General features: G+C 44.6%; 17 protein-coding genes and 1 tRNA gene. 9 read left to right on the top strand and 9 right to left on the bottom strand.

What is annotated here, in order from left to right:
* Window positions 1-64 precede the first annotated feature (64 nt).
* Window positions 65-313: a hypothetical protein gene (locus NWE95_06170; protein MCW4003479.1), complete on the top strand. Its 249-nt coding sequence runs from the start codon at window positions 65-67 to the stop codon at window positions 311-313.
* Window positions 310-777: a hypothetical protein gene (locus tag NWE95_06165; GenBank protein ID MCW4003478.1), complete on the top strand. Its 468-nt coding sequence runs from the start codon at window positions 310-312 to the stop codon at window positions 775-777. The genes NWE95_06170 and NWE95_06165 overlap by 4 nt, the downstream gene beginning before the upstream one ends.
* 121 nt (window positions 778-898) lie before the next feature.
* On the opposite strand, the gene NWE95_06160 is transcribed toward NWE95_06165, so the two are convergent.
* A tRNA-Tyr gene (locus NWE95_06160) sits at window positions 899-1,052 on the bottom strand.
* A gap of 135 nt (window positions 1,053-1,187) precedes the next feature.
* Between NWE95_06160 and NWE95_06155 the strand changes: the two genes are divergently transcribed.
* Complete coding sequence (locus NWE95_06155) at window positions 1,188-2,144, top strand: 6-phosphofructokinase (protein ID MCW4003477.1); 957 nt, start codon at window positions 1,188-1,190, stop codon at window positions 2,142-2,144.
* 21 nt (window positions 2,145-2,165) lie between these two features.
* Here NWE95_06155 and NWE95_06150 read toward each other — a convergent pair whose 3' ends face one another.
* The gene (locus NWE95_06150; GenBank protein ID MCW4003476.1) at window positions 2,166-3,404 is read right to left on the bottom strand and encodes a glycosyltransferase family 4 protein; all 1,239 of its coding nucleotides are present in this window, start codon (window positions 3,402-3,404) and stop codon (window positions 2,166-2,168) included.
* Between the two features lie 123 nt (window positions 3,405-3,527).
* Between NWE95_06150 and NWE95_06145 the strand changes: the two genes are divergently transcribed.
* Window positions 3,528-3,806 carry a hypothetical protein gene (locus NWE95_06145; GenBank protein ID MCW4003475.1) on the top strand — a complete coding sequence of 93 codons (279 nt, stop codon included), beginning with the start codon at window positions 3,528-3,530 and terminating at the stop codon, window positions 3,804-3,806.
* A gap of 100 nt (window positions 3,807-3,906) precedes the next feature.
* Here NWE95_06145 and NWE95_06140 read toward each other — a convergent pair whose 3' ends face one another.
* From NWE95_06140 to NWE95_06125, 4 genes are all read right to left on the bottom strand, one after another.
* Complete coding sequence (locus NWE95_06140; GenBank protein ID MCW4003474.1) at window positions 3,907-4,254, bottom strand: zinc-ribbon domain-containing protein; 348 nt, start codon at window positions 4,252-4,254, stop codon at window positions 3,907-3,909.
* 181 nt (window positions 4,255-4,435) lie between these two features.
* Window positions 4,436-4,861, bottom strand: a complete 426-nt coding sequence (locus tag NWE95_06135; GenBank protein ID MCW4003473.1) for a type II toxin-antitoxin system VapC family toxin — start codon at window positions 4,859-4,861, stop codon at window positions 4,436-4,438.
* Window positions 4,862-5,095, bottom strand: a complete 234-nt coding sequence (locus NWE95_06130; GenBank protein MCW4003472.1) for an AbrB/MazE/SpoVT family DNA-binding domain-containing protein — start codon at window positions 5,093-5,095, stop codon at window positions 4,862-4,864.
* Window positions 5,096-5,230: 135 nt separating this feature from the next.
* Window positions 5,231-6,592: an NAD(P)/FAD-dependent oxidoreductase gene (locus NWE95_06125; GenBank protein MCW4003471.1), complete on the bottom strand. Its 1,362-nt coding sequence runs from the start codon at window positions 6,590-6,592 to the stop codon at window positions 5,231-5,233.
* 104 nt (window positions 6,593-6,696) lie between these two features.
* Between NWE95_06125 and NWE95_06120 the strand changes: the two genes are divergently transcribed.
* Window positions 6,697-7,125, top strand: coding sequence for a helix-turn-helix transcriptional regulator (locus tag NWE95_06120; GenBank protein ID MCW4003470.1), 429 nt, complete (start codon window positions 6,697-6,699; stop codon window positions 7,123-7,125).
* 3 nt (window positions 7,126-7,128) lie between these two features.
* Here the strand turns inward: NWE95_06120 and NWE95_06115 are convergent, their stop codons facing one another.
* Window positions 7,129-7,638, bottom strand: a complete 510-nt coding sequence (locus NWE95_06115) for an Lrp/AsnC family transcriptional regulator (protein MCW4003469.1) — start codon at window positions 7,636-7,638, stop codon at window positions 7,129-7,131.
* 121 nt (window positions 7,639-7,759) lie between these two features.
* Here NWE95_06115 and NWE95_06110 point away from each other — a divergent pair, with 121 nt between their 5' ends.
* The 4 genes from NWE95_06110 to NWE95_06095 all read left to right on the top strand — a co-directional run bounded on the left by NWE95_06110 (window position 7,760) and on the right by NWE95_06095 (window position 11,791).
* Window positions 7,760-8,737, top strand: a complete 978-nt coding sequence (locus NWE95_06110; protein MCW4003468.1) for an asparagine synthetase A — start codon at window positions 7,760-7,762, stop codon at window positions 8,735-8,737.
* Between the two features lie 17 nt (window positions 8,738-8,754).
* Window positions 8,755-10,650, top strand: a complete 1,896-nt coding sequence (locus NWE95_06105) for a phosphoenolpyruvate carboxykinase (GTP) (GenBank protein MCW4003467.1) — start codon at window positions 8,755-8,757, stop codon at window positions 10,648-10,650.
* Between the two features lie 139 nt (window positions 10,651-10,789).
* Window positions 10,790-11,029: a hypothetical protein gene (locus tag NWE95_06100; GenBank protein ID MCW4003466.1), complete on the top strand. Its 240-nt coding sequence runs from the start codon at window positions 10,790-10,792 to the stop codon at window positions 11,027-11,029.
* Window positions 11,030-11,110: 81 nt separating this feature from the next.
* Window positions 11,111-11,791 carry an MBL fold metallo-hydrolase gene (locus NWE95_06095; GenBank protein MCW4003465.1) on the top strand — a complete coding sequence of 227 codons (681 nt, stop codon included), beginning with the start codon at window positions 11,111-11,113 and terminating at the stop codon, window positions 11,789-11,791.
* Here the strand turns inward: NWE95_06095 and NWE95_06090 are convergent, their stop codons facing one another.
* Window positions 11,792-12,781 (bottom strand): zinc metalloprotease HtpX, encoded by a 990-nt coding sequence (locus NWE95_06090; GenBank protein MCW4003464.1) that lies wholly within the window; start codon window positions 12,779-12,781, stop codon window positions 11,792-11,794.
* A gap of 74 nt (window positions 12,782-12,855) precedes the next feature.
* Complete coding sequence (locus NWE95_06085; protein ID MCW4003463.1) at window positions 12,856-13,641, bottom strand: class I SAM-dependent methyltransferase; 786 nt, start codon at window positions 13,639-13,641, stop codon at window positions 12,856-12,858.
* Window positions 13,642-14,076 lie beyond the last annotated feature (435 nt).

Here is a 14,076-nt window from a genome sequence, read left to right as displayed (position 1 = left end):
TAAGACTTAATACATACTATAATACGCTTCGCCTAAGCGAAGAATCGAATGAGGGATAGATAGAATGAAGAGAAGTGGAACCAAATCAGGCTCTGCTGAGCCATATTTTTACATCGCATTAGTGCTCAAAGGGTCAGAAAAGCAGTACCTTAACCTGTTGAAGTATGTTAACGGTCGCAACGGTGCCCAAGTCATCTATCAATGCAAGTCCTTGACATATCTTAGAGTCACCCGAGACAGCGGTTCTAAACGCAAAACGGTCAGAGATATGCCTTCGATTGAGCTGGAAATGCAAGAGGCGGAAACGGCATGACAAAATTTGACCTAAGAAGAATCCTCAATAATAAACGTGCTTTAGGAGCACCAGTCGGCAACCTAATCATCATCATTGCTGCAGTTGCTCTTTCGACCACCGTCGTGTTATACGCTGTCAACGTCACCGCCAACCAAGTTCAAAAAGAAAGCCTCTACATCGCAGGAGCAACTTTGACGACAGAAAAAGCTGAAATCAACGTTGTGAATACAGGCCCCACGTCAATCAGAGTCAGCCAAATAACCATCAAAGGTGAAAAGTTCAGTAACTATACAAGTTCACCTGAAATTGGAACTGGTCTGGCAAGAGGAAATTCCACAACGTTGACCGTGGAATTAGTTGAAAACTTGATTACCCAAAATGACGTAGGTCGACCAATCACCATAGTAGTCTCCACAACCCAGAACGTGTACTTCACAGAAACTCTAGTGCAAGCGTCATTTACTGAGTCAGGGTCTGCTTAAGTAGAAAACTCGGGCAAACAGCAAGCCGCACAGAGTGCTGATGCAAACACTAAGCTGTACCCATACTTTTTATTTTTTAATCTTTTAGTTTTGTTTAATTGATACTTTGTCGGGAAAAGTTTGGTCGGGAGAGCAGGATTTGAACCTGCGACAGCTCGGTATCTGTGGCCTGTGCAGGCTAGAATGAAGCCCACCATGGGTAGACCTCTACAGCTTCTCCGTCCGCTGACGATGCCAACGGGCTCGAGAGCTCTGCCAGGCTGAGCTACCTCCCGGGACAACACTGGAAATCATAAGGATTAGATGAATGAATTTATGCTTTTTGGCAATTTTGACGCTGATGCGTCATAGTAAACATTTTAATCCTCAGTTAAGTGTGAAATAGTGTTAAGGTGTGTTAATTGGCGAAAGTGATTGGTATTGTGACTTCTGGCGGCGATGCGCCTGGAATGAACGCGGCGATTCGTGCGGTTACACGGGTTGCCTGCTCGAAAGGCTTTAGTGTGGTTGGTTTTGAAAGGGGCTGGGATGGATTATTAAACAATACGTATAGAAAGTTAACGCCTCGCAGTGTCGGCGGCATAATTCAACTTGGCGGCACCATACTTCACACTTTGCGATGTCCTGCTTTTGAGGAACCAGGTGGCGTTGAGCGGGCTGCGGAAACATTGAGTTTGCATGATGTGGATGGTTTGGTTGTCATTGGCGGGGATGGCTCTTTTCGAGGCGCTTTAGATTTAAGTCGTGTAAGCGAGGCTTTGATGATTGGGGTTCCTGCGACCATTGATAATGATGTTTTTGGTACGGATGAGACGATTGGGTTTGATACTGCTGTTAACACGGCTGTGGGAGCCATTGACAAAATTCGTGATACCGCGATTTCGCATGAACGCATTTTTATCGTGGAGGTTATGGGTCGAAAGCGCGGGTTTTTGGCGCTTGAGGTCGGGATTTGCGCGGGTGCCGAAGTAATTTCGATTCCTGAAAAGCCGATTACCCTTGATAGTTTGATGAAGGTAATGGAGGCAAATTCTAAGAAAGGCAAACGAGCAGGAGTTATTGTTGTGGCAGAAGGCGTGGGTGACACAAGCAAGTTGGCAAAGGAGATTCAGATGCAGACTGAATCAGAGGTCAGGTTATCTATTTTGGGTTATGCACAGCGAGGCGGAAGCCCTACTGCACGAAGCAGGTTTTTGGCAAGTTTATTTGCTGAAAAAGCAGTGGAATTAATTGTGAGCGGCGAAGGCAATCGTGCTGTGGGACTGCAGAATGGCGAAATCGGAAGCGTTGATTTGAAGAAAGCTGCTAAGGGGTATAAACCGATTAATTTACGATTGCTTCATGTCGCCGACATGCTGGCAACTTAAACCGCCAGTTTACCGCCTTTCTTATGTTAGCGATTCGTAAATTTTGCTGGTCTCTTCAGCGACTTTGCGCCAAGTAAAGTATTCCAGCACTCTTTTTCTGCCGTTTTCGCCCCAGTTCTTGGCTTTTTCAGGATTTTTCAAGGTTTCTTTTATGCCCCACGCTATGTCCGCAGGGTCTTCTCCGTTTATGTGGACGCCGTTTTGGTCTGGACCGCTGTTTATGATTTGTTCTTTAAAGCCTACAACTCCGCGTGCGCCAACGACTATGGGCTTTTCCATTGCCATAGCTTCTAAACTTACGATTCCGAATGGCTCGTATGTTGAAGGGAAGACGCAGAGGTCTGCGGCGGCGTAATGTAAGATGCGTTCTTTTTCTGAAACAAAGTCGAAGCGGTAGACAACATTGGCTTGTATGTTTAGTCTTTCTGCTGTTTCCACTATGTCGACTTGCTCCTCACCTTTACCTAAAATAACCAGTTTAGTATTTGGGTACTCTTGTAGAATAAGCGGCATTGCTTGTAACAGGTTGCGGACGCCTTTGACCCATGTTAACCTGCCTACGAAGAGTATCATATTCCAGTCGGCTGGAATGCCGTATTTCTGTCGAATTTGCTGGATGTCTTGTTTTTGAACGCTTGCAGGGTCATATCGTTCTGGGTCTACGCCGTTCCAGACTACGCTGATTTTTGAGGCCTGCCACCCGTGCTTTATGAGGTCTTCCTGCATAGCGTAACTGACGGTTATTATCTTGTTTGAGTTTTGTGCCATGGCACGTTCAAGATAGGAAACAACTTCTGAGCCCTGTCCTCCGCTTCTTCCCCATTCAGTGCTGTGGACGTGGAATACAACTGGGATTTTGGTTTCGTTTTTTATAACAAGCCCCGCTATGCTGCTTAGCCAGTCGTGCACGCAGACGACGTCGAAAGTGTATTTTTCTTTTTTTATTAAGCCATTGATGAATTTCGTGGCGCTTAAGATGTTGTAGATGAAGATGTCGTTGAAGAGTTTTATGTTGGTGCCCCATTTTTTGAGGTCGTCCACAACGAAGAAGGGCCATATGTTGCTGGCGTCTGCGATTTGTGGTCTGTGCACCTCGACGCCCTTGATGATTTCTCGCGTTTTTAGCCCGTTGTTGTTTAATGTAAAGACTGAGACGTCGTGTCCGATGTCTACAAACTGGTGCGTTATGTTTTCTGCATAAGTTCCTAATCCGCCGACTAGTTTCGGCGGGTATTCCCAGACGAAAAAGCCGATTCTCAAGAAAGCTTCGCCCTGCTTGCAGTATCTAGTGCTTGCAGGTTATTTATATCTTAAAGTTGCGGGTTGAATGACAATAGGCTTTTATTTTCTGCTTGACTTAGATGATAAGGATAAGGTGTGTGTATGGTTAAGTCTGTTTTATTGCCTTTGCGCGTTTACAATGATTTAGTTGCGGTGTCTGGAGAGTTGACGTTGATGGCTAAGAAGCCTGTTTCAATGTCGATGGCTGTGGATTTGCTTATGGAAGTTTACCATGCCCACATGAATAATCCGTGCGCGTTGGATGCGTTTAGTCAGCAACTTGCGAGTTTGAATATGATGTCGCCGCAAGATTTTGACCGATACTGGGATGAAACCACAGAAACTAAGCCGACGCGAAGGACTAAAATAAAGAAGAAATAGAATTTTTGCTCTTGCAAGGTGCCCCTCTCTCCCTATTTTAAGCAGAGAAAGGTGTTTTTACGAAGAGAAAAGCAGCTTTTCAAATGTTGTTAGTAACTGATTATTCCATCGGTGCTATTCTGGTTCCGCAGTTATTGCAGAAAATCGAATCGGACAAATTCTTAGTTCCACATTTGGGGCAAGCAACAGTGTCTTCCTGAGCGGTTGTGGCAGATTCAGGTTTCTGCTGCATGTTTTCTTTGGCTCTTTTAATTGCCGCACGAGTTTCTCTTGCTGCAATTGTGAATGCTTTCTCAAGCTCGATTCCGACCCTGTAAAACGCATCCCTTATCTCGTCGGAAGGATAAGGCACGTTTGCTTCTTTGCCTTTTGGGGTTTTTGTGCCGCATTTAGAGCAAAAGAAAGCTTCGTCATCAATTTTGGCGCCACAGTTACTGCAATAAACCATTGTTTTTCACCAAGTTATGCATGGGGCAATCAGAATTTAAACTTTACAAGTTAGCCTGTGTGTATTGGAAGTGGGATTTAGGTCTTTTCTAGGCTTTTTTAGCTTTTTCAAGTTGTGTCGTCTTTAACCCGTGCGAAAAAAGTCGCTGAGTATTTACTTGGTTGTTTCGCAAGCACAGCTTTTATTCGATAATGCGTCGAATGCCAGTGAAAATGTCAAAGTCCCTGTCAAAAGAGTAGATTGCCGATATGTCTTCTTTTTTCATCAGTATGTACGCTAAGGCATCATTGATGCCCACATGATAATCTTCTACTATGGATATGGCTTTGAGGTAATCTTCCTGTGTAACTTCACAGATTAAGAGGTTTTCTCGAAACAGCAGTCCCCTCTCCAAAACAACCGCTTCCTCAAACGGCAGATAATCTTCTAAAATGTTGCAGACTTCACTAAAATGAACAACGGAAGTCGCCACTTTTTCTCCTGCGCTGATTCGGGCGACGATTTTTTTGGCTGCTTCCTTCATTTTCAACTCGTTGGTTTGCAGTTGCCTCTTGGTTTTCAAGAATGCGTAGATGAAAACGTTAGCGTCCACAAATACGGGTTGCATTTATTTGCCTCTTAGTTCTTTGCGGACTTTATGCCAGTCAGAGAGGTCCGCTTTTACGTCTACCTCAATTTTGTCAAAGTATTTAGTTAGATCGACTGCAGTGAATGGTTTAATCTCGATGGTGTCGCCTTTGGCTGAGATGATTGCTTTTTTGTTTTTGAGGTATTTTTCTCGCCAAGTTTTAGGCAGAATGATTCGACCCTGCTCATCAACCACTTTAACTTCCACTTCCATAATCGGTCACCAGAAGATTAATGGTTCTGGAGAAATAAATTACTTATGGTGATTCTGCGATTTGGTGGGGCTCTAGGCACATCATCTATTGAAATTTTTTAAGAAATTACGCAAAAATGAAAAGAGTTTGATTTTTTAGAGGAGTTTTTGTCTGCCTTCCTCAATCAACCGTACCGTTTCTGCACGCCAAACATCGAAGCCGTCTGGTGTGGTTGGGTAGGCGTTGTAGTGTGCGCGGAGTTGCCTCATCATTACTACGGTTAGGCGGAGTTTGTTTAGGAATCCGACTCGTCTGATGCCGCGGAAGACTCGTTTGGCTGTCTCAGTGATGTTTAGGTGGAAGTCATCGCCCATGCCTGCTTTGAGCACGTCGTCTTCAGTCATGAGTTTCTCGTTCATGCCATAGTTTAGGTCCTCGTCGCTGCAACTGAGAAGGAACATCTTGAAAATGTCTAGGGCGCCTTGTTTTTTGCCGTAGGTGTCGATGTAGCGTTTGTTGTAGCCCCAAAGCGCCTCGCGTGTGGGTTCACCTTTTTCGAGCGCTTGAACGATTTGTTGTCCTGCAAAGTAACCGCTAAGCATGCTAGGTCCGATGCCGCCGCCGTGAATCGGGTTAACCAAGGATGCCGCGTCGCCGACCAGTACGATGCCATTGCCAACCATGTTGTCTAAGGGTCTGCGGACAGGGTCAAACCATGCGCCCCCCGTTAAAACCACCGAGCCATCAAACATCGGCTTGTTAAAAGCGGTTTTGTAGAGTTGCTCTTTGGGGTTAGGGTAGCCAGTTTTGCGCATGCAGGTGCCGATGCCGACGTTTACCCGCGCGCCACCTTTGGGAAAAATCCATATGTAGCCGCCTGGTGAAGCTTTTTGGTTTAGGTAGATTTCGCAGAAGCGTGTGTCTTTGGTTTCTTGTTTGAGCTGACGGATTTCGCGGTAGCATGCTTCAACATCTTCGTTTGCTATGTCACGGTCTATGCCCATTTCAGCGGGCAGTTGCTTGCGAACCATGCCAAAATAGCCCGTGGCGTCCACCACAACTTTGCTTCGCATCTCTGCGACTTTGCCTGTCTTCATGTTCTTTGCAGTAATGCCTACAACTGCGCCTTTCTCGATTATGGGCGAGCGGAAATTCATTTTGTCTTGGAGGACTGCACCATTGTCAGTGGCTTTTTTGAGTAGCCATTGACCGAATAAGCGCCTGTTTAATATGTAGCCGATGAAGTCTTTGTCGGCAATTGTGAAGATGGTGTTTTCGTCAGGCGAGAAGATTTTTATTCCATCAATCTTGGCTTCTAACTCTCCGCCTGTGGGTTTTTCTAAGCCTAAAAATGTTAAGTGATGCTCACCGAGGGCGTCGCCACAGATTTTTTCGCCGATTTCTTCTCGTGTCTTTTTTTCAACCAAGCATACGTTTAGGCCTTTTTCAGCCATGGTTTTCGCTGCAAGACAGCCTGCTGTTCCTGCGCCAACGACTATGGCGTCATATTTTTCCAAGAGATTTGTTCCTCCAGTTAGTTTGCTTTACTTTGTATACCTTGTTGTATATGTAAAGCTTAATAAATTATGAAGTGAGCTAAACACAACCGAGTGTAGAGTACATGAGTGCCCCCTTAACGTTAAGCGCAGAGTTCCGCAGAATTGTCGAAGCCCGCATGGAACAGGTCCTAAAAGGCATAGAAGAAGTGTTTGATGAAATAATAGAGAAACAAAAAATCACACCAAACGAACTAAAAGATGAAGTTGAAAGCCTACAAGAAACCTTCAACCTGCTTTTCCAGAAATGGAGTCTAGAAATCCTCTACACGCTGATGCTTAAAGACGCCATCGGTTTTGGCGGCATAAAGAAAATCTTAACCGTTAACTCGCGAACGCTCTCTGATAAGCTCAAAATGCTGCAGAAACACGGTTACATAACACGAAATGTTAACGCTGGACCCCCGCTACGAGTGGAGTACGCTCTGACCTCTAAGGGAAAGAACACTGTGCTTCTTGCCTTGCCACTGCTCTACTATTCCAGTTCAGCTTAAGCGCTACGGTTTGGGATGACTTCGCCGTATCATCTGGGGAAGGCTTGTGGTTTCTTTCACCGTTTCAAACACCATGCACGTTAGCGTCTTCTCTAAGCCCTTAATCAAACGTAACTTATCAACCACAAACTTGCCCACTGCATCTACATTCTCAGCGCGGAGTTTCACAAGCAAATCCCAGTCACCAGTTATTATGTGCACTTCTTGCACCTCGGGGAAACGGGCAATCTCTTCTGCAACTGACCTTTGGGAGACAGGGGTTTCATCCTTATACTTTGCACTGTACGAGACGGAAGCTAAAATGAAGGCGGCAGTGCCCAAGTCGAGTTTTTCAGCTGACAGGATGGCTCTGTACTGCGTTATTATGCCCATTTCTTCCATCCGTTTGATTTTTGCAAAAACGGTGGTTATCGGCGCGTTGATTTTTTTAGCAATCTGGTTGGCTGTTTGTTTACTGTTTTCCTGAATCAGGGTGAGTATGGCTAAGTCTTTTTCATCTAATTTTGCGCTCATATGTAAATATTACAAATAAGTAGTATAAAAGCGTGTAGGAATTGTAATTTATTTATGGTTTATAGTAAAAAATTTATTAGCTCCTATGTACACTTTACTCGAAAGTTTAGAAGTGTTCAAAATGACCATCCAACAAACAATACCAGCAATAGAAATTCCCAAACCGTTAGACCAGCTAACGGAAAGTGAAATAGAGCGAAAAGCCTGCATAGGCAAAATAATGACTTACACATTAACAAGTTTAACAAAAACGTTCGTAAGCAAAGGGTTCCAATGGTTACTGCCTGTAGCGCTAAGCCAAAGCACTGACCCACTCTGGCCAGACCCAGGCGCATCCATCGAAAAACGCATCGAAGTAGACATCTACGGCAAACCAGTCCGCACCACAGCCAGCATGATTATTCATAAACTTGTCGCCGCCTCAACAGCGTACCCCAAGCTGTTTGTACTTTCACCTAACATACGCATTGAAAAGGCTGAACGCGCCAAAACAGGCAAACACATTTATGAATTTACCCAACTTGACTTCGAAATACGCAACGCAAGTTCGAAAGATGTTTTTGCGTTAATCGAAGATGCCATTTGCACCCTCATTAAAGACTTAAAGAAGGACATGAAAAGCGAATTAACAACCCTTTGCCGCTGTGATGTACTGAAAGTCCCAAGGGTTCCCTTCAAAGTGTATGACCGAATAGAGTTAGAAGCCAAATACGGTAAAGACAGCTGGGAAGAAGGCATCTCTAAAGATATAACAGAACCAGTCTGGGTTACCAACATCCCCCGTGAATTCTACGATTATGAGGATTTCAAGACTGGCAAATGGGACAACTACGACCTGTTCATGCCTCAATTTGGCGAAATTCTCTCAGGAGCCAAACGCGAGTACGAATACAAAAAAATATCAGCAAAAATCGAGCGCGACCAAGTTAAAAAAGAAAACTACACCTTGGTCCTAAAGATGGCAAAGGAAGGCAGATTAAAACCGACAGCGGGCGGAGGCATCGGAGTGGAACGCTTGGTCGGCTGGATCTCTGGTGTCAAACACATAGCTGAATGCCAACCCTTCCCAAGAGTACCTGGAACTGTGCATGAACTCTAAAAGAATTGATGAACACAATGAATCCGTATCTTGAGGTATTGCAACCTAAACTCAGCGCTAAAGACTTCCAAAAACTAAGCGCAATCAATAACCCCATCGTTCACGAATTCATAGCGAAAGAAAGCGACCTGTGCCATCCCGAAAAAATCTTCATCTGCAGTGACTCAGCCGAAGACATTGCCTACGTGCGAAAACAAGCCATCGCTACTGGAGAAGAACAGGCAATCCTAACGATACCAGGACACACGGTACATTTTGACGGTGAACATGACCAAGGAAGAGACCGGCAAGCAACCAAGTACCTTGTGCCTAAAGGTCTTACACTCAGCAAAGCGCTCAACCAGATTGACCGCCAAGAAGGCCTAGCAGAAGTTAGAGGTTTACTGCGGGATTCGATGGTTGGCAAAACAATGATTGTCCGCTTCATTTCTTTAGGTCCAAAGGGCTCAAAATTCACAATTCTAGGGTTACAATGTACTGATTCGTGGTATGTAGCCCACACTGAAGACCTGCTTTATCGCCCAGGTTATGAAGAGTTTGTAAAGGCAGGAATAAAAAGCGACTTTTTACGCGTGGTGCATTCAGCTGGAAAGTTAACCGCCGACATGGTTAGCCAAGAACACGAAAACAAGCGCATCTACATCGACCACATGGACAACACTATCTACAGCGTCAACACCCAATACGCGGGCAACTCTGTGGGTTTCAAAAAACTAGCCTTCCGCTTGGCAATACGCAAAGCCAGCAGTGAAGGATGGTTAGCTGAGCACATGTTGCTCATGGGTGTCTTTGGACCAAACGGACGCAAAACTTACTTTGCAGGTGCCTTCCCAAGCGCATGTGGAAAAACCTCTACGGCCATGCTTCCAGGCGAGACAATCCTTGGTGACGACATTGCGTATATTCGTGATGTTGATTCAACAGCGCGTGCAGTAAACGTTGAATCAGGAATTTTCGGCATCATTAAAGACGTTAATCCAGAAGATGACGCTTTAATTTACAAGGTACTCACGAGTCCAGGCGAAATCGTCTTCTCTAACGTTCTAGTAAAGGATGGCAAGCCGTATTGGCTTGGCATGGGGCAAGAGCTTCCTAAAGAAGGCTTAAACTATAGTGGAGCCTGGTTTGAAGGCAAAAAGGACGAGAACGGTGAGGAAATTCCAGCTGCGCATAAGAACGCGCGCTACGCTGTTGCTCTTAAAGCACTGGAAAACTGTGACCCAGAACTTGAAAATCCTGAGGGCGTTGAGTTAGGCGGCATAATGTATGGCGGACGGGATGCCAAGGCTTATGTGCCTGTGCAACAAAGTTTCAGCTGGGAACACGGCATCGTTGCTTACGGTGCTTCACTTGAGACAGAAACAACCTTTGCTACAATCGGCGCTGAGGGTGTTCCCGAAATTAACATGATGAGCATTCAAGACTTCATCTCAATTCCGCTCGGCAAAAACGTTCAAAACAACCTTGATTTTGGGCGCAAACTCAAAAAACAACCCGTTATCTTTGGTGTTAATTACTTCTTAAAAGAAGTCGGCAACGGCAAATACCTCAACAGCCCAAAGGATAAGCATGTTTGGATAAAATGGATGGAACAACGCGTTCACAACGAAGTTGACGCCATAAAAACTCCGACAGGTTACATCCCCAAGTACGAGGATTTACGCAAGCTGTTCAAACAAGTATTAGGCAAAAATTATGCGAAAGAAGACTACATTAAACAATTCACCATTCGTGTTCCAGAAAACCTATCGAAGATTGAGCGTGTTCAGCGGTTCTACCAAGAAAACGTCACGGACACACCCTTAGAGTTATTCGGCATACTCTACATGCAACGCCAGCGATTGGTTGAAGCACAAAGAAAATATGGCGACTACATTTCTCCTGAAAACTTTGAGAAAGAAGCAGGAGTATAGCGCATTGACGGCAATACATTATTATTTCTCCTTTTTTTGGGTCAAACTTTTAAATATCCTGCATACTGACTAGAAATTCATAATCGTTAATTAAGTAATAACCCCTCAATAAAAAATCAAAGCAAAAGAAGCGAATAACATGATGATGAAAAGACTCGACAAAGACGAACCTGAATACACGGTTAACATAGCGGCTATTGAAGGCGACGGCTCCTTCCCATGCCCAAAATGCGGAAGGTCAATCTCGCCCGACGATGAGACAGAAGAAAACTACCAAATCTTAGACACAAAAGTCGTCAACGATGAACTTGCAGAGTTAATCATTAGCTGTGGCAAATGCAAAAGCACCATAAAGCTGACTGGATTCCAGGGGATTTGACGCGTAATACAAGGCTCTGCACATTTAGGTTATTTATAATTTAACTTTTTATTAACTGCCCAGAAGTATTAGCTTTGCAAGTTGCCCGCTGAAGGAAATCCTTTATTTTCATCCAGAGCCATTGTTATATTGATTCGGATGCTGATTGAGACCTTCACTGTCGGCATGCTAGCAACCAACTGTTACATCGCCAGTTGCAAACAGACAAAAGAAGCCATCATAATTGACCCTGGCTTGGACCTTTCCGCCGAAGCGGAACCAATCATGGAGTACATAACTGAAGCTAAGCTCAAAGTGAAGTTTATCGTTAACACTCATGGGCACTCAGACCACGTTAAAGGCAACGCCATCTTTCAAGAAAAGTACGGCGTTCCCATATACATTCATACTCTTGACGCGCCGTGTATAGCAAGCAAAGAAACCACCAACGCTCCTGCTAATGTTCTCTTAGAAGAGGGCAGCCTAATCACCTTCGGGACAGAAACTCTTAGAGTTATGCATACGCCTGGTCACACGCCAGGCAGCATAAGCCTTGTCGGCGATAAACTGGTTTTTACAGGTGACACTTTATTTGCTGGTGGAATCGGCAGAACAGATTTTGCGGAGGGTTCGATGAGTGATATGCGGCTGTCTTTGCAGAAGCTGGTGTGTTTGCCTGATTACCTTTTGGTGTATCCTGGGCACGGCGAGACCACAATGATTGGCGAGGAAAAAAGGGTTAACCCTTTTCTGAACAACAGAAGCGAAAGTGTCTTTTTTTAATTAGGCGTTTGCGTTTTGGCTGAGTTCTTGTAGTGCCCGCAAGCGTTTAATGATGTTTGGGTGAGTTGAGAAGATTTCAACAAAGTTGTCTGCTGACGTAGGTTGCCTTGCGAGTGCTTCTTTTAGCAGTTCTTGTTTGCTTGTGGCATTTGTTGCGTGAAGCTCTGCGGAGTCAGCGGTTGCGCGGTCGGGGTCAGAGATGAATAGTGCTTTGAAGGCGTTGTTGTTTTTCTGTTGCTCGTTTCTTGGTCTGCCAGCACGGCGGCTTTCTTCAACGATTGTTACCAAGCCTGTTGAAAGTTTTTCTGCGCCGTTATCAACCACTGAGACACTGTGTCTATCAGCGAAATATTCTCGGAGTCTGCTTAAGTAAAGCGTGAATAATGTTAGCACCCAAGAGAAAGCCATGAAAGCAATGCCAAACAATGCGTTGTATCCGCTGCCCTCGTTTCTGCGTCCGCCTCCAAACATGCCTGAGAGCATAAGCGAGTACCCAATGTAATAGAACAATGCAGGCAAAAAGGAAACCACCATCATGACTTGCACATCGCGGTGTTTAAGATGGCCAAGTTCGTGTCCGAGGACAGCTTCGACTTCGCCATCATCTAGAGACTTTAAAAGACCCTGAGTAACAGCTACCCGATTGCCTGTTAAGGGCGAACCATAAGCAAAGGCATTGGGTAACGAAATTTGCGAAAGCATGAGCTTGGGTTTGGAGATTTTGCTTTTTCGACTAAGCTCTTCAACCATTTGGTGAAGTTTGGGGTTCTCGCTCTGGGACAGCTCTTTGACTTTATAAATTGCGCCTATAAGGTAAGGTGACAGCAACCATTGGGCAACGTTGAGTATGACGACTAGGACACCTATGGTTAATAGGTTTAAGCCTATTCCAGCCAATGTTAGGGCGACTGTGAATACGAGTGTTGTTAGCCCAAAAATTATGGCTAGAGTGGCAACCATCGAAAGCTTAAGCTTCCAGGCCCCGTTCATGAAATTCACCTAGCTAAAATAATTTTTTTCGGCAACTTATATCTTTTCCGCGAAGAAAACACCAAAAACGCTTATCACTTTGCAGTGGCTAATAAAATAAGCCTCGACGAATCAGCACCAAAAGCTTCCCTCTTATAACCCCCATAAAGCTGTTGAACCATAAAGCCTGACTTCGCAAGCAAATCCTGCAGTTGATTGAGCGTATACAACCGAACGGAATGCTCGTAAATCACCAGTTGGCTGGTTGCCTTGTCATAAATTACCCATAAATCACTCAAACACTCGCCACCCTTGCTCACCGTTCGCTTCTGCAACAGCCAAAAGCTCGGATACTCCCGCCACTTAAAGAACCTACAAAGTAGCCACCGATTAGGTAATTTAAGGAGAAACGGTAAAAGCGCCCATTTGAAACGCGGCTTGCGGCTGTATTTTGAGATTAGTTGCTCACGGTTGAAAACGTCCACAATCAAAACACCCCTTGGATTGAGCGCTTGTCGAAGTTCACTTAGACTTTGCGAGCCATCCTGCTCGGTTGGCAAATAACCGAAACTTGTATCCATGCTTATGGCAGCCGTAAAGGCTTCGTGTGTGAAGGGCAAAAACCGCATGTCACCCCTAACAAGCTGAATCTGACTGTAGCGTTTCTTGGCTATACTCAGAAGAGTTCGGGAAATATCCAAACCAACCACACAATAGCCATCTTTAGTTAGGGGAATCGCGTGGCGTCCTGTTCCGCAAGCAAGGTCCAAAACGTAGCCGCTGGTTTTTAGGGTTGCTTTGAGGAATTGGATTTGCTGTTCGGGTTTGTTTTTGTCAGCTATCTCTGCCCAGTAAATGCCCATTGCATCAAAAACGTTCATCTTGCCAGTTTCGCTCCGATGTTGCCTTAGCCTATTTAATAAAATGGGCGTGTGCTCTAATTAAGTGAACGCTAATCTTTGAATATTGAGCTTAGTTCGTAATCTTCAACTCGCTTAAAATTACAATGAATATAACCTGACTTGCTTAAGCCAAATTCCATCAAATTATACGTTTTAGGACCATAACTAAACTCTTGATTGGACATTTTAAAAGCAGTGTACAAGTTGTCGATTGCTATATGGAATAACCACTCAATAACGGCTTTTTCCCCTAAGCCGACTTTTTTTGAATCCCAGTATTCTTTATCCTCTCCTTGTCAGCTTCATTATAGTGATGTCTTTTTTTCTCTGTGATTAAATCCCAGTTCTTCTGTTGGCGCGTCAATCCATCTATGAAGATCTTCAAAAGTTTGTCCCGTTCTTTTTTTACTAATA

This window comes from Candidatus Bathyarchaeota archaeon (assembly GCA_026014725.1).
Lineage (GTDB): Archaea > Thermoproteota > Bathyarchaeia > Bathyarchaeales > Bathycorpusculaceae > Bathycorpusculum.
The sequence above is the reverse complement of the archived record's forward strand: the minus strand, read 5'-3'. Positions and strand labels throughout refer to the sequence as shown.

Bases quoted from the DNA above. Each gene is read 5' to 3' on its own strand.
- NWE95_06170 (MCW4003479.1), top strand. From the start codon at position 65: ATGAAGAGAAGTGGAACCAAATCAGGCTCTGCTGAGCCATATTTTTAC.
- NWE95_06165 (MCW4003478.1), top strand. From the start codon at position 310: ATGACAAAATTTGACCTAAGAAGAATCCTCAATAATAAACGTGCTTTA.
- NWE95_06145 (MCW4003475.1), top strand. From the start codon at position 3,528: ATGGTTAAGTCTGTTTTATTGCCTTTGCGCGTTTACAATGATTTAGTT.
- NWE95_06140 (MCW4003474.1), bottom strand. From the start codon at position 4,254: ATGGTTTATTGCAGTAACTGTGGCGCCAAAATTGATGACGAAGCTTTC.
- NWE95_06135 (MCW4003473.1), bottom strand. From the start codon at position 4,861: ATGCAACCCGTATTTGTGGACGCTAACGTTTTCATCTACGCATTCTTG.
- NWE95_06130 (MCW4003472.1), bottom strand. From the start codon at position 5,095: ATGGAAGTGGAAGTTAAAGTGGTTGATGAGCAGGGTCGAATCATTCTG.
- NWE95_06120 (MCW4003470.1), top strand. From the start codon at position 6,697: ATGAGTGCCCCCTTAACGTTAAGCGCAGAGTTCCGCAGAATTGTCGAA.
- NWE95_06115 (MCW4003469.1), bottom strand. From the start codon at position 7,638: ATGAGCGCAAAATTAGATGAAAAAGACTTAGCCATACTCACCCTGATT.
- NWE95_06110 (MCW4003468.1), top strand. From the start codon at position 7,760: ATGACCATCCAACAAACAATACCAGCAATAGAAATTCCCAAACCGTTA.
- NWE95_06105 (MCW4003467.1), top strand. From the start codon at position 8,755: ATGAATCCGTATCTTGAGGTATTGCAACCTAAACTCAGCGCTAAAGAC.
- NWE95_06100 (MCW4003466.1), top strand. From the start codon at position 10,790: ATGATGATGAAAAGACTCGACAAAGACGAACCTGAATACACGGTTAAC.
- NWE95_06090 (MCW4003464.1), bottom strand. From the start codon at position 12,781: ATGAACGGGGCCTGGAAGCTTAAGCTTTCGATGGTTGCCACTCTAGCC.
- NWE95_06085 (MCW4003463.1), bottom strand. From the start codon at position 13,641: ATGAACGTTTTTGATGCAATGGGCATTTACTGGGCAGAGATAGCTGAC.